This window comes from Pandoraea capi (genome assembly GCF_902459735.1).
GTDB lineage: Bacteria > Pseudomonadota > Gammaproteobacteria > Burkholderiales > Burkholderiaceae > Pandoraea > Pandoraea capi.
Genome location: NZ_CABPRV010000001.1, coordinates 195,328 through 208,543 on the forward strand (window position 1 = coordinate 195,328; position 13,216 = coordinate 208,543).

General features: G+C 64.4%; 12 protein-coding genes and 1 pseudogene. 10 read left to right on the plus strand and 3 right to left on the minus strand.

Features of this window, described 5'->3' with window-relative positions:
- Window positions 1–23: 23 nt before the first annotated feature.
- The 5 genes and pseudogenes from PCA20602_RS00815 to PCA20602_RS00835 all read left to right on the plus strand — a co-directional run.
- A complete protein-coding gene (locus PCA20602_RS00815) occupies window positions 24–425 on the plus strand; it encodes a tautomerase family protein (protein WP_150719569.1) in 402 nt (133 codons plus the stop codon).
- A 207-nt stretch (window positions 426–632) separates the two neighbouring features.
- Complete coding sequence (locus PCA20602_RS00820) at window positions 633–1,004, plus strand: YXWGXW repeat-containing protein (protein WP_150719570.1); 372 nt, start codon at window positions 633–635, stop codon at window positions 1,002–1,004.
- A 289-nt stretch (window positions 1,005–1,293) separates the two neighbouring features.
- The gene (locus tag PCA20602_RS00825) at window positions 1,294–2,190 is read left to right on the plus strand and encodes an ABC transporter substrate-binding protein (protein WP_150719571.1); all 897 of its coding nucleotides are present in this window, start codon (window positions 1,294–1,296) and stop codon (window positions 2,188–2,190) included.
- A gap of 165 nt (window positions 2,191–2,355) precedes the next feature.
- Window positions 2,356–3,078, plus strand: a complete 723-nt coding sequence (locus PCA20602_RS00830) for an amino acid ABC transporter permease (RefSeq protein WP_150719572.1) — start codon at window positions 2,356–2,358, stop codon at window positions 3,076–3,078.
- Window positions 3,079–3,164: 86 nt separating this feature from the next.
- Window positions 3,165–3,899, plus strand: a pseudogene (locus PCA20602_RS00835) (amino acid ABC transporter permease); the annotation flags it as partial.
- Between the two features lie 142 nt (window positions 3,900–4,041).
- Here the strand turns inward: PCA20602_RS00835 and PCA20602_RS00840 are convergent.
- Entirely contained in the window at window positions 4,042–6,330 is a 2,289-nt protein-coding gene (locus PCA20602_RS00840) for an NADP-dependent malic enzyme (RefSeq protein ID WP_069341581.1), read from the minus strand.
- Between the two features lie 213 nt (window positions 6,331–6,543).
- Here PCA20602_RS00840 and PCA20602_RS00845 point away from each other — a divergent pair, with 213 nt between their 5' ends.
- Window positions 6,544–7,521, plus strand: a complete 978-nt coding sequence (locus PCA20602_RS00845; RefSeq protein WP_150719977.1) for a LysR family transcriptional regulator — start codon at window positions 6,544–6,546, stop codon at window positions 7,519–7,521.
- A gap of 144 nt (window positions 7,522–7,665) precedes the next feature.
- Complete coding sequence (locus PCA20602_RS00850) at window positions 7,666–8,943, plus strand: autotransporter strand-loop-strand O-heptosyltransferase (RefSeq protein WP_150719574.1); 1,278 nt, start codon at window positions 7,666–7,668, stop codon at window positions 8,941–8,943.
- A gap of 91 nt (window positions 8,944–9,034) precedes the next feature.
- Here the strand turns inward: PCA20602_RS00850 and PCA20602_RS00855 are convergent, their stop codons facing one another.
- Window positions 9,035–10,156: a 3-deoxy-7-phosphoheptulonate synthase gene (locus tag PCA20602_RS00855; RefSeq protein ID WP_150719575.1), complete on the minus strand. Its 1,122-nt coding sequence runs from the start codon at window positions 10,154–10,156 to the stop codon at window positions 9,035–9,037.
- Window positions 10,157–10,243: 87 nt separating this feature from the next.
- Window positions 10,244–10,855, minus strand: coding sequence for a TetR/AcrR family transcriptional regulator (locus PCA20602_RS00860; RefSeq protein ID WP_150719576.1), 612 nt, complete (start codon window positions 10,853–10,855; stop codon window positions 10,244–10,246).
- 264 nt (window positions 10,856–11,119) lie between these two features.
- On the opposite strand from PCA20602_RS00860, the gene PCA20602_RS00865 reads away from it, so the two are divergent.
- The 3 genes from PCA20602_RS00865 (at window position 11,120) to PCA20602_RS00875 (ending at window position 13,141) form a co-directional block, all read left to right on the plus strand.
- On the plus strand, window positions 11,120–12,046 hold the full coding sequence (locus PCA20602_RS00865; RefSeq protein ID WP_217432342.1) for an MBL fold metallo-hydrolase: 927 nt from the start codon (window positions 11,120–11,122) through the stop codon (window positions 12,044–12,046).
- A gap of 139 nt (window positions 12,047–12,185) precedes the next feature.
- The gene (locus tag PCA20602_RS00870; protein ID WP_150719578.1) at window positions 12,186–12,710 is read left to right on the plus strand and encodes a helix-turn-helix transcriptional regulator; all 525 of its coding nucleotides are present in this window, start codon (window positions 12,186–12,188) and stop codon (window positions 12,708–12,710) included.
- Window positions 12,711–12,724: 14 nt separating this feature from the next.
- Complete coding sequence (locus tag PCA20602_RS00875) at window positions 12,725–13,141, plus strand: VOC family protein (protein WP_150719978.1); 417 nt, start codon at window positions 12,725–12,727, stop codon at window positions 13,139–13,141.
- Window positions 13,142–13,216: the final 75 nt, after the last annotated feature.

Below are 13,216 nucleotides of genomic sequence, written 5' to 3' on the forward strand. Positions count from 1 at the left end.
TCTCATTCTTCAGGAGCCTCACCATGCCGCACATCGTCCTGCAACTCTCGGGCACGCCCAACGACACCCTCAGCCGCGACGCCGTACGCGCCGTTTCGCAATTGACCGTCGACACGCTGCACAAGGCGCCGGAAGTCATTGCCGTGACCGTCGATTACATTCCGCACGAGCGCTGGTTCATCGGCGGCACGCCGCTCTCGGAGCAAGGCAAGAACGCATTCCATCTCGATATCAGCGTGACGGACGAGACGAATACGAAAGCGGAAAAGGCGCTATTCATTTCACGGGTTTTCGAAGCGCTGTCGGGACTACTCGGTAACGTTCACCAGTGCTCGTACATCCATGGGATCGATGCGCGCGCCGCGGCTTACGGTTACGGCGGACGCACGCAGGAGTACCGGCATCAGCGCGCGTCTTCGCTTTGATCGAAGCGTCGTCGCTGCCCCGGAAAACCCGTGCGCCATCGGCAATCCCGACCGATTGCGGATGGCGTCGAATCCTTTGCACACGCGAACTTTCGTGGAATGAAACGAAACATTTTCAACATTTTCTTACGACTATTTGCTTAGTCATTGTCCCTTTGCCCCGTACGATGAAGGCGTACCAAGAACTTCGCTTTCAAGGGGGCGAAAATGAAAAAACTGACTTTGACCATCGCGCTTGTCGCTGCCACGCTCGGCGGCGTTGCTGTTGCACCGGCTCACGCTCAGGTGGGCGTTTCGATCAGCATCGGCGCCCCGCCGGCACCTCGTTATGAGCCGGTGCCGCCGCCGCGTGCAGGCTATGTCTGGGCACCGGGCTTCTGGGACTGGGACGGTCACCGCCATGCGTGGCGTGCCGGTCACTGGGAACGTGCCCGCCCGGGTTATGCCTATCGCGCACCGGCCTGGCATCAGGGACCGCACGGTTGGGAGTTGAACCGTGGCGGATGGGATCACGGCCCGGGCCCGGGTCCGGATCGTCACGACAATCGCGGTCGTGACCACGACCGCCACCACGGTTGATCGCCGCTTCTCGTTGTAGCTCTCGTTGTACGTTTGACCGCGAAGCTGTAAAGCCGTAGTTGATGCTGTAAAGCAGTGATGTTGTGACAAAGCGCCGGCGCTTATCAGCGTCGGCGTTTTGCTAAGAAAAATCGGTTGGTTGGGCGCGCGTGCCCGCCCCGTTATCGTTGATGCCCGCTCGCTGCTACCCGCAGCCAGGTCCCCGTCGATGTCTGTCCACGCCGTGCCTTTATGCGTCGACGCTTTCGGGACTCATCACGGATCAACGAAAAACGGAGCCCAACAGGCCATGCAAAAACAGAATCGCCAACCACGCGCACCTTTCTCAGCACCTCTCGCAACACATCTCGCAGCGCGCTTCACCGCACGCCTTTCCCTTGCGAAGCCCCTCGCCGCAGCACTGCTCGGCGCCGTCGCCCTCGCCCCGCTCGCCGCGCATGCCGACAAGCTCGACGACATCAAGAAGGCCGGTGTGCTGCGCGTTGCCACGTTCGACAGCAACCCGCCGTTCGGCTACGTGGACGCGAAGTCGCACAAGATCGTCGGCCTCGATGTCGATTACGCGAAAGCCCTCGCCGACAAGCTTGGCGTGAAGCTGGAACTGCAACCGACCAACCCGGCCAACCGCATTCCGTTCCTCACCTCGAAGAAGGTCGACCTCGTGCTGGCCAACTTCACGATCACCGACGAGCGTGCCAAGCAGGTCGACTTCAGCATTCCCTACTTCTCCTCGGGTCAGCAGTTCCTCGCCAAGAAAGGCACGTTGTCGTCGCCGGACCAACTGAGCGCGTTGCGCATCGGCGCCGACAAGGGCACGACGAACGAGATCACGCTGCGCGAGAAATTCCCGAAGGCGACCATCGTCGCGTTCGACGACACGCCGTTCGCCTTCGCCGCATTGCGCACGGGCACCGTGCAGGCGATCACTCAGGACGGACCGAAGCTCATCGGTCTGCTCGCCAACGTGCCGGACAAGCAGAACTATGAGATCCCCGCCTTCACGATCTCCAACGACTACATGGGCGTTGGTGTGCCCAAGGGTGAGCCGCGTCTGACCACCTTCGTCAACGACACGCTTCGCGATCTGGAGAAGGACGGCACCGCCGCCAACATCTACGACCGCTGGTTCGGTCCGAAGTCGGCTCAGCCGCTGCCGCGTCTGTTCAAGATCGGCGACAAAGCGTAAGGCGCAAGTCGTAAGCCGTCACCGTCTGACGCTTGCCCGTCGGCCCCGGCCAGGGCGCATGGGATGAGAGCCCCGTGCGTGCCCGGCCTGTTGCATTGCTTCATGCACGGCGTCTCGCATCACGTCTTGAGTCGCGTCTTGCATGCCCCCATCGGAACTCCTGCCATGATCGACTGGCTCGCCCCGAAGTCTCTCGGCTGGCTGCTGACCGGCTTCGGTGTCACGCTCGCGCTGACTGCCGCCGCGAGCGCCGCCGCGACGTTGCTCGGCTTCGTGCTGGCCGTCGCACGCAACTCGGATAACCCGCTGTTCTCCCGCCCTGCCGCCACGTTCGTTGCGCTCATGCGCAACACGCCGTTGCTGGTACAACTCTTCTTCTGGTATTTCGGCGTGGCGGCCTTGCTGCCACCGGATGCCGTGCAATGGCTGTCGCAGGCGCACGTCTGGCACGTCGTGCTGTTCGATATCCGCTGGCCGACGCTGGAAACCCTCGCAGGCTTCGTCGGCCTGACGATCTACACCACGGCCTTCATCGGTGAAGAGATTCGCGCAGGACTGCGCGGCGTGCCCGCGGGGCAAACGCATGCCGCCGCCGCCCTCGGTCTCACCCGCTTCGCGATCTTCCGTCACGTGGTCTTGCCGCAAGCGGTGCGCATCGCCCTGCCTCCGCTCTTCGGGCAATACATGAACGTCGTGAAGAATTCCTCGCTGACGATGGCGATCGGGCTGGCGGAACTCTCGTACGCATCGCGTCAGGTCGAGACGGAAACCTTCAAGACGTTTCAGGCGTTCGGCATCGCCACGCTGCTCTATATCGGTGTCATCGCGCTGATCGAAGCCGTCAGCATGGCTACAACGCATCGCCATGCCGCCGCGCCATCGCGTTGATCACCGCGTGCTACGCCCCTTGACTCGTCTGCGCCTGCCGATGAACCGCGCCCGCGCTAGCGCCACCCATCCGTCATGAACCCGCCATGAATTTCTCCGCCGTAGTCGACAACCTGCCCTACCTGCTCTGGGGCGCCTTTCCCGACGGCCCGCTCTCGGGTGCAGCACTCACGCTCTTGCTCGCGAGCGTGAGCGCGCTCGCCTCGGGCGTGCTCGGTCTGGCGGGCGGCATCGCACTGGCGATGCTCAGCGGCCCGTCGCGATGGGCGCTCACGTTCGTGATCGGCTTCTTTCGCGCGATCCCGGTGCTGATGTTGATTTTCTGGACGTATTTCCTGCTGCCGATCCTGTTCGGCGTGAATGTCCCCGGCCTGGCCACCGTGGCGTGCGCGCTCGCGCTGATCGGCGGCGCGTATCTCTCGCACACGGTCTACGCCGGGATTCGCGGTGTGGGCATCGCGCAGTGGCAGGCCGGCATGTCGCTCGGTCTCACGCGCGCGCAGACGCTGCGGCACATCGTGTTGCCGCAGGCGCTACGCATCATGACGCCATCGTTCATCAATCAGTGGGTATCGCTCGTGAAGGACACCTCGCTGGCGTACATCGTCGGCGTGGCCGAACTGTCGTTCGTCGCCACGCAGGTCAACAACCGGCTGATGGTGTATCCCGCCGAAGTGTTCGCGTTCGTCGCACTGATCTACTTTGTGATGTGCAGCGCGCTGGAATGGCTGTGCACGCGATTGCTGAGCAAGCCACGTCGTGTGCCACTCGATGAAGACGATGCGCAGGACGCAGCCCCGTACGCAACGAAAAAGCCCCGGCGGTTTCGGCAGCGCATCGTGTCGATGCTGCTGCCGACCCCGCCGGGGCTCACACGTACCTTCGATCGCTTACGCCGTCTGGCGCATCGCGACCGGCGTCGCGCGCCGGAACATCTCCCGGAGCACGAGCGCCGGGTGGACTTCAGTCACGATTGGCCTGGATGACCGTCAGTGCCGTCATGTTGATGATGCGTCGCACGGTCGAGCTCGACGTCAGCACGTTGACCGGCGCGCCTACGCCCAGCAGGAACGGACCGACGGCCACGTTGCTGCCTGCGCCCGTCTTGAGCAGGTTGTAGGCGATGTTGCCGGAGTCGACGTTCGGGCACACCAGCAGGTTGGCGGCGCCCTTCAGACGCGAGTGCGGCAGGATGCGGCTGCGCAGACCTTCGTCCAGCGCGCAATCGCCGTGCATTTCGCCGTCGATTTCCAGATCCGGCGCCTGAGCCGTCACCATCTCCAGCACACGGCGCATCTTCGTGCCCGACGCGGCGCTGCCCGAGCCGAAGTTCGAACGCGAGAGCAGCGCGACCTTCGGGTTGAGGTTCAGACGCGTCATCTGCTTGGCCGCAGCCAACGTGAATTCGGTGATCTGCTCGGCCGTCGGATCATCGTTGACGTGCGTGTCCACGAGCGCCACGGTGCGCTTGTCGAGCAGCAGAATGTTCATCGCTGCATAGGTGTTCGCGCCCGCTTGCTTGCCGATGACTTCGTCGACGAAGCGCAGGTGATCGTGATACGCCCCCACGGTGCCGCAGATCATGCCGTCGGCATCGCCCAGACGCACCATCATCGCGCCGATCAGCGTGAGACGACGACGCATTTCGACACGCGCCATCTCCTTGGTGATGCCATCGCGGCAACGCAGTTCCCAGTAGCTGGTCCAGTACTGGTGGAAGCGCTCGTCGTAGTACGGGTTGGTGACTTCGACGTCTTCGCCAAGACGCAGACGCAGACCGAACTTCTCGATGCGCGCGAGCAGCACTTCCGGACGTCCCACCAGAATCGGACGCGCCAGCTTCTCGTCGACGATCACCTGCACGGCGCGCAGCACGCGCTCTTCCTCGCCTTCGGCGAACACGATGCGCGACTTGCCGCCGTCACGCACGAGTTGCTTGGCCGCCGAGAAGATCGGTTTCATGAACGCGCCCGAGTGGTACACGAACTGCTGCAACTGGTCGGCGTAGGCGTCGAAGTCCTCGATCGGACGCGTCGCGACGCCGTCTTCCATGGCAGCACGTGCCACGGCCGGTGCGATACGCACGATCAGACGCGAATCGAACGGCTTCGGAATCAGGTATTCCGGCCCGAATGACAGGTCATACGCGCCGTAAGCGTTGGCGACGGAGTCGTTGAGTTCTTCCTGCGCGAGGCCGGCAATCGCGTGCACGGCGGCGATTTCCATGTTGCGCGTGATGGTGGTCGCGCCCACGTCGAGTGCGCCACGGAAGATGTACGGGAAGCACAGAACGTTGTTGACCTGGTTCGGGAAGTCCGAGCGGCCGGTGGCGAGCACCACGTCGTCGCGGGCGGCACGGGCGTCTTCCGGGAAGATTTCCGGCGTCGGGTTGGCGAGCGCCAGAATCAGCGGGCGCGAGGCCATCGTCTTGAGCATTTCAGGCTTGAGCACGCCGCCGGCGGACAGGCCGATGAACACGTCGGCGCCTTCGATCACTTCGGCGAGGGTGCGCTTGTCGGTCTTCTGGACGAAACGGGCCTTGTCCGGGTCCATGCCCACGGTGCGGCCTTCGTACACGACACCGTCGATGTCCGTCGCCCAGATGTTTTCGATGGGCAGACCGAGGTCGATCATCAGGTCCAGGCAAGCCAGCGCAGCGGCGCCGGCGCCCGAGGTCACGACCTTCACTTCGCGAATGTCCTTGCCGACCACCTTCAGGCCGTTGATGAACGCAGCGCTCACCGTGATGGCCGTGCCGTGCTGGTCGTCGTGGAAGACGGGGATCTTCATGCGTTCGCGCAGCTTGCGCTCGACGGTGAAGCACTCCGGCGCCTTGATGTCTTCGAGGTTGATGCCGCCGAACGTGGCTTCGAGGCTGGCGATGATGTCGACCAGCTTGTCCGGGTCGCTCTCGGTGATTTCGATGTCGAACACATCGATCCCGGCGAACTTCTTGAAGAGGACGGCCTTGCCTTCCATGACCGGCTTGGAGGCGAGCGCACCGATGTTGCCCAGCCCCAGCACGGCGGAGCCGTTGGTGATCACGCCGACGAGGTTGCCACGGCCGGTGTACTTGAACGAGGCCGACGGGTCGGCCGCGATTTCCTGACACGGAATGGCGACGCCCGGGGTGTAGGCGAGCGCCAGGTCGCGCTGCGTGACGAGCGGCTTGCTGGCCGTCACGGAGATCTTGCCCGGGGTCGGGAACTGGTGATACTCCAGGGCGGCCTGGTGATCGTTGCTGTTGCTCATGGCAATGTCGTCCTCGTTGGATGTCTCGGCTATCTGACTCTGTCTTGCGCAGCGAACCGTTCTGGAGACGGCTACCGCCCCGGCGCATCAGAGGTGAGGCCATTCTAGGGAGCCGCCAGCGGGGGACGATTCTGAATTACTATGGGGGCATCATATTTTCGTTATAAGCCCGGAGCACCGGGGGTTTCAGAGGATCGAGAACAGATGGTGGCGGTGCCTTTCGATACGGGGGAAGTGGTCCGGCGGCTGACGACCCGGCTCAAGATGCGTCATCTCGTGTTGCTGTTGCAAATTCAGCAGCACGGCTCGCTCACACGGGTGGCCGAGCATATGGCGACCAGCCAGCCTGCGGTGACCAGCGCCCTTGCCGAGCTGGAAAGCATGCTCGGCGGCCCGCTGTTCGACCGTACGCCGCGCGGCATGACCCCCACGCCGCTCGGCGACGTGGTGCTGGCCCGCGCGCAGGCGATGGTGCACGATCTGGACCATCTCACGCGCGATATCGAAGCCGTGATGGCCGGACATGCCGCGCGCTTGCAGGTCGGCGTGATTCCTTACATTTCCGGCACGATGCTCGCGGCGGCCATCCAGCAGACCCTGGCCCAGATTCCCCAACGCCTGACCGTCACGCTGCATGAGGGCACGAGCGAGGCCCTGATGGCGCAGTTGCGCGATCACACGCTGGACGTCGTGATCGCCCGCGCAGCGGCGTCGGTCGACCCCACGCAAGTGCAGTTCGAAGTGCTGCACCACCAGATGCCGCGGGTGGTCGCGAGCCGCCGTCTGGCCGCCCGGCTGGGCCGCAGCGCGCCGGTATGGGCGCAACTGGCCGAACTCGACTGGGTGATGGGCGCACCGAACACGCCCCTGCGCGATCAGCTTTCCGACCTGTTCCTGCATGCCGGCGTAGTGCCGCCCGTGCCCGTGGTGGAGAGCTTCTCGTCGCGGCTGACCGGGGAGTTGCTCGCCAGCAGCGAGCGCGCCGTATCCCTGCTGCCCGCCGACATCGCCGAGGAATTGGTGCGCATTGCCGGCGTGGCGATCGTGCCGTGGTCGCTCACGTGGACGCTGCCGCCCGTGGCGATGTTCACCCGTCGCGAAAACCCGCGGGAAACGCACCGCCTCTTCACGCAAGCGTTGCGAACGCAGTATCAGATGGTGGCGGGCGCCCCTTCCGACGCCAAAACGTGACGGACAACGAGGCGGAAGCCATTGGCGCAAGAAAGGGACGGAAAGGTCTTTCGCCGCCAAAATCGCCGAATTCCATGAAATACGGCCTTTTCCGCTCGTTTCCTGCGCGATTGCCCGCGTGCCGGGCATCGTAATGTGTCGTCCATGAACGACGCCGTCTCCCCCACATCTCCCGACAACGTGACGTCCGCCGGCAACGCACCGGCCGTGACGCCGTTCGCCCAATCCCCGCGCCAGATCTTTCTCGCGCCCGCCCTGCTGCCGACGCAGGTCGGCCCGGCTGGCCTGCGCTTCGACTTCAACGACGGCGCCCGCGTGGTGATCCCCGACTTCGGTCAGCCGTTGCCGTGGCGTGTACGCATCAGCGACCTGCGCGACGACAGCACGCTGAACGACGTCTCGCTATCCTCCGGCGTGGTGCGCAGCCCGGCCAAGTACTACGTACCCTACGGCATCACGATCTGGCTCAACGATGTGGTGGTCTTCGAGCATCGTTTTGAGCTTCGGGATCAGGACGTGCTTGTCCAGTTCCCGCTCGCCGCGCTGGGCGACGTGCTGGGTTGGCTGCCATATGCGTTGCGCTTCGCCGAGGTGCATGGATGCCGGCTGGCATGCGTGGTCACGCCGGCGGTCGCGGCGCTGTTTCGCGACGCGCATCCGCAGATCGATTTCGTCGAGCAGGAGAAGGTGGAGCGTCGCAAGTACTACGCGACGTACAACGTCGGCCTGTTCTTCGACGACACGACGCTGATCCAGCAGCCGCGCGATTTTCGCGAGACGGGGCTGCATCGGACGGCGGCGCACATTCTCGGCGTGGACGACAGTGAGGCCCCGGCGAGGACGGCGTTACCGGACACGTCGCGTCCGATGGCACAACCGTACGTGTGCATCGCGGTGCAGAGCACGGCACAGTGCAAGTACTGGAACCGGCCGGGAGGATGGGAGGCGGTGGTCGCGGGTTTGCGCGAGCGCGGCTTGCAAGTGGTGTGCATCGATCAGAAGCCGCGCCACGGCAAGAACGATTTCTGGCAGTCGATTCCCGACGGCGCCATCGACGCCACGGGCGATCTGCCGCTGACCGAGCGTGCCCGCTGGCTCCAGCATGCCGACGCGTTCGTCGGGTTGTCGAGCGGCCTGTCGTGGCTCGCCTGGACGATGCAGACACCAACGGTCCTCATCTCCGGCTTCACGCTGCCGCACAACGAGTTCGCGACCCCCTACCGCGTCATCAATCCGGACGTCTGCACCGGCTGCTGGCACGACCCTGCCATTCGCTACAACCACGACGACTTTCACTTCTGCCCGCGCCACAAGGGCACCGGGCGCGCGTTCGAATGCACACGGACGATTGCCCCGGAGGCGGTGCTGTCAGCCGTCGACCGGATTCCCGGTCTCGGACAACGGCAAGCCGCTGACGCCTGACGGTCACAGGCAACTCGCCGTCCGGAATGCAAAACGCCGCCGGTGTCGTATCGACATGGCGGCGTTTTGCATCGGCCTTCGCCAGATATCGTTATGCCGCCTTGCGACGATCCCGCACGGCCCGTGCGAGTTCGTCGAGTGTCGCGGCGGTCTGATCCCAGCCGATGCAGGCGTCCGTAATGGACACGCCGCGCTGGAGCGGCACACCGGGCTTGAGGTCCTGACGGCCGCCATTGAGATGGCTCTCGATCATCACGCCGACGATGCGCTTTTCGCCACCGGCCAGTTGCTTGCCGATATCGCGCGCCACCGGAATCTGGTTCTCATGATTCTTGTTCGAGTTCGCATGCGAGCAATCGATCATGACTTCCTCGGGCAACCCGGCCTTCGCGAGCGCCGCGCAGCACGCCGCGACCGACGCCGCGTCGAAGTTCGGTCCATGCTTGCCGCCACGCAGAATCACGTGGCACTCGCGGTTACCGCGCGTCTCGAAGATGGCCGCCATGCCCATCTTCGTCATGCCCATGAACGCGTGCGGCGAGCGGGCGGCCACGATGGCGTCCGCCGCGACCTGCACACCGCCGTCGGTCCCGTTCTTGAAGCCCACGGGGCACGACAGCCCCGAGGCGAGCTGACGGTGGCTCTGGCTCTCGGTCGTGCGTGCGCCGATGGCGCCCCATGCCACGAGGTCCGCGATGTACTGCGGGCTGAGCAGATCGAGGAATTCGGTGCCGGTCGGCAGGCCGAGCGCGTTGATGTCGAGCAGCAACTGACGCGCCGCGCGCAGTCCCTCGTTGATACGGAAACTGCCGTCCAGACGCGGATCGTTGATGTATCCCTTCCAGCCGACCGTCGTGCGCGGCTTCTCGAAATACACGCGCATGACGATCAGCAGGTCGTCGCGCAGTGTTTCGCTTTTGGCCTTGAGCAGGCGGGCGTATTCCATCGCCTGATCGTGATCGTGAATCGAGCACGGGCCGACGACGACCACGAGGCGGTCATCGCGAAACGCGAGCACGTCGGCGATTTCGCGGCGGCTCGTCTCGACCAGCGTCTCGGTCTGCGCCGGTACGGGCAGTTCGTCGAGCAGCAAGGCGGGAGAGATGAGCGGACGCACGGCGCCGATACGAACGTCGTCGATGCGCGTGGTGTCATGGGTGGCATCGGCCACGCCGGTGGCCTGTGCCTGCTTGGGATCGTCGATTTGGCTCAAGACGGGGCTCCAACTTGCGATTCGTGTATGTGGGGGTAATGCGGTGTTGCAGTGTTTCAACCGTCCGATACGGAACTGGCGCCAGGACTAACGCGCGTAATAGCTGAGGAACATGGCGAGCGCGGCTTCGGCCACACGCACCCGTTCGGCTTCGGTCAGCGGCGCCTTTCCGAGCGTGACCTGCGGCCAGAAGGCAAAGCTCTTCACGAGTCCCTGCAACTGATGGGCGACAAAGTCCGCATCGCCCTGCGCCAGACGTCCGTCCGCCATCGCGGCGCGGATCCACGCCGTTTCACAGCTTTCCTTCTCTCCCATCCGGCGAACGATACGCTCCGCGCGGTCGGGGGAATGAATTATCTCGGCCATCGCCGTGCGCGCCAAGTCAATGAAGCTCTGATCTGCCAGCAACTGTAGTTTTTGCATCAGCAGGTGACGCAACTGCACGTCCAGCGGCTGATCGGCACGATAGACGACGTCCACGCCCGCCGCACTGCTGTCCCAGAGATGTTCGAGCATCACCGCGAACAACTCTTCCTTGCTCGGGAAGTGGTTGTAAACGGTGCGCTTCGATACGCCCGCCGCCGCTGCAATCCGATCCATGCTCGTGGCCTCGAAGCCGGCGGTGCGAAACTCCTTCACCGCCGCGCCCATGATGGCGTCGCGCTTTCGGTCGGTGAGGCGTTTCGGGGCTTGAGTCATGAGCGGGAGGAATGGGTAAAAGGGAGGGACCAGGGACCGGCAAAAACCTGCGAACGGGCAATTTTACACTGATGAGTATACTTTTCCGAAATTTGAATCTACACTCATCGGTGTAGTTTTTCCGAATCGCGTCCTGCCCTCCCCCTTGATCCAGGAATTACCGTGACCGCCGTCTCCAGTTGCCCCCAACGCCGTCGGCCGGCTTACGCCGAATCTCCCCAACACCGCGACGGGCGCTTTCGCAACCCGTCGCCACGGCCCGCTATGGGTTTCCTGGCGGGCCTGAAGCTCTTCTGGACGGTACTGTTCGACAAGCCGCGCGGCACGGTGCCGAGCCAGCCGATTCCGGTGCGCGCGATGACCTTCAGCCAACTGGACGCCGCCCCGGATCGCAGCCTGTTCCGGCTCGGCCACTCGACCGTGCTCATGAAGCTGCGCGGCGAGTTCTGGATTACCGATCCGGTCTTCTCGAAGCGCGCCTCGCCGTTCCAGTGGCTCGGCCCAGCCCGCTTTCATGCGCCGCCCATCGGCATCGACGATCTGCCGCCCATTGCCGGCGTCATCCTCTCGCACAACCACTACGACCACCTGGACCGCCACGCCGTCATGGCCTTGGCGGACAAAGCGCGTCGCTTCATCACGCCGCTGGGCGTGGGTGACCAACTGATTGCATGGGGCATCGACGCGAGCCAAGTGGAGCAACTGGACTGGTGGCAGTCGACGACGGTCGAGGGCCTGCATCTGACGGCCACGCCGGCGCAGCACTTCTCCGGCCGGGGGCTGACCGACAGCGACCGCAGCCTCTGGGCGTCGTGGGTCATTCGTGACGACGACCTGCGCGTGTTCTTCAGCGGCGATACCGGCTACTTCGACGGCTTTAAGGCGATTGGCGAGAAGTTCGGTCCGTTCGACATCACGCTTATGGAAACCGGCGCCTACAACGAGCGCTGGGCTTACGTGCACATGCAGCCCGAGGAAACGCTTCAGGCGCACCTCGACCTCAAGGGACGCCTCCTCCTGCCGATCCACAACGGCACGTTCGATCTGTCGATGCATGTCTGGCAGGAGCCGTTCGAGCGCATCGCCGCGCTGGCCGCCGCACAGGGCGTGTCGCTGATCACGCCGGAGATGGGCGAGCACGTGGATATGCGCGCCCCGCATAGCGGGTCCGCGTGGTGGCGCATGGTCTGACACGGCCGGAGAGTCGCGCGTCGCTTGCGCGCGCTCCCCGGATTCGGGGGAGGGCGGGGGTTTGGGCTTTACACTAGGCGGGCGTTCATTGCGCCCGTCGGCCCTATCCGATCCTCGTTCTTCGATCCCCGAGTCCGCCATGTCGTCTCCCGCACGTCGCCCCGCCGCCACACCGTCCGACAGCGGACCCGCGCTATCGCCAGCGCTGCTGCGTCGGCTCTTGCGCGCCCGGGACCGGATGGACGCCGCCTCGCACGAAGCCTGGCCCGTCAAGCGGCTGGCGGCTGTCAGCGGGACCTCGGAAGCGCACTTCGCGCGCTCGTTCAAGCAAGCCTTCGGGCTTCCCCCGCATCGCTACCTGCTCACGCGCCGCATCGAGCAGGCCAGCACGCTCCTGCGCGACACTGACTTCAACATCACCGATATTGCCTTCGCCACGGGCTGGGAGAGCGTGGGCACGTTCGGGCGTATCTTTCGCGACATCACCGGGCAGAATCCCGGCGCGTACCGAAAGCAGGCACGGGAGAACCCGGCGCCGCTCGATCTTGTGCCCGCCTGCGTGCTCAAAGCCGTGCAGCGGCCCGATCTCAACATCGCAGTTTTGGAGAAGCGCCGCCGTCTGGCAGACGATACAGTCCATCCATCAACCAAGGAGGCCTTATGAGCGTTATGAGCGGGATGAATCAGGGAGTTGGCGTAGTGGGGCTGTACGTGGACGATCAGGACGAAGCACTGACGTTCTACGTCGACAAACTCGGGTTTCGCGTGCACACGGACGCGCGCAACGGCACGTATCGGTGGCTGACGGTCCAGCATCCGGACCAGCCGCACTTTCAGTTGGGCCTGTTCGTGCCCGGCCCGCCGATCCATGACGAGGCGACCGCGCAAACGCTGCGGGCGATGGTCGCCAAAGGCGCCATGCCGCCGCTCGTGCTGTATGTCGACGATTGCCGCGCCACTTACGACACGCTCAAGGCCCGGGGCGTCGAATTCACGCAAGAACCCGTGGACCGCTACGGCAGTGTCGACGCCGGTTTTCGCGATCCCGCCGGCAATGGCTGGAAGATGATTCAGCCGCCGAAAGCGGCGCAGTAGGCGAACTCGGTTAGCAAAGCGCCGCCCTCCCGTGATAACGGTATGGGCGGCGCAGCCTCTCGTGCCCATCGGCAC

Coding starts and splice junctions, on each gene's coding strand:
- PCA20602_RS00815 (WP_150719569.1), top strand. CDS start 24: ATGCCGCACATCGTCCTGCAACTCTCGGGCACGCCCAACGACACCCTC.
- PCA20602_RS00820 (WP_150719570.1), top strand. CDS start 633: ATGAAAAAACTGACTTTGACCATCGCGCTTGTCGCTGCCACGCTCGGC.
- PCA20602_RS00825 (WP_150719571.1), top strand. CDS start 1,294: ATGCAAAAACAGAATCGCCAACCACGCGCACCTTTCTCAGCACCTCTC.
- PCA20602_RS00830 (WP_150719572.1), top strand. CDS start 2,356: ATGATCGACTGGCTCGCCCCGAAGTCTCTCGGCTGGCTGCTGACCGGC.
- PCA20602_RS00840 (WP_069341581.1), bottom strand. CDS start 6,330: ATGAGCAACAGCAACGATCACCAGGCCGCCCTGGAGTATCACCAGTTC.
- PCA20602_RS00850 (WP_150719574.1), top strand. CDS start 7,666: ATGAACGACGCCGTCTCCCCCACATCTCCCGACAACGTGACGTCCGCC.
- PCA20602_RS00860 (WP_150719576.1), bottom strand. CDS start 10,855: ATGACTCAAGCCCCGAAACGCCTCACCGACCGAAAGCGCGACGCCATC.
- PCA20602_RS00865 (WP_217432342.1), top strand. CDS start 11,120: ATGGGTTTCCTGGCGGGCCTGAAGCTCTTCTGGACGGTACTGTTCGAC.
- PCA20602_RS00870 (WP_150719578.1), top strand. CDS start 12,186: ATGTCGTCTCCCGCACGTCGCCCCGCCGCCACACCGTCCGACAGCGGA.
- PCA20602_RS00875 (WP_150719978.1), top strand. CDS start 12,725: ATGAATCAGGGAGTTGGCGTAGTGGGGCTGTACGTGGACGATCAGGAC.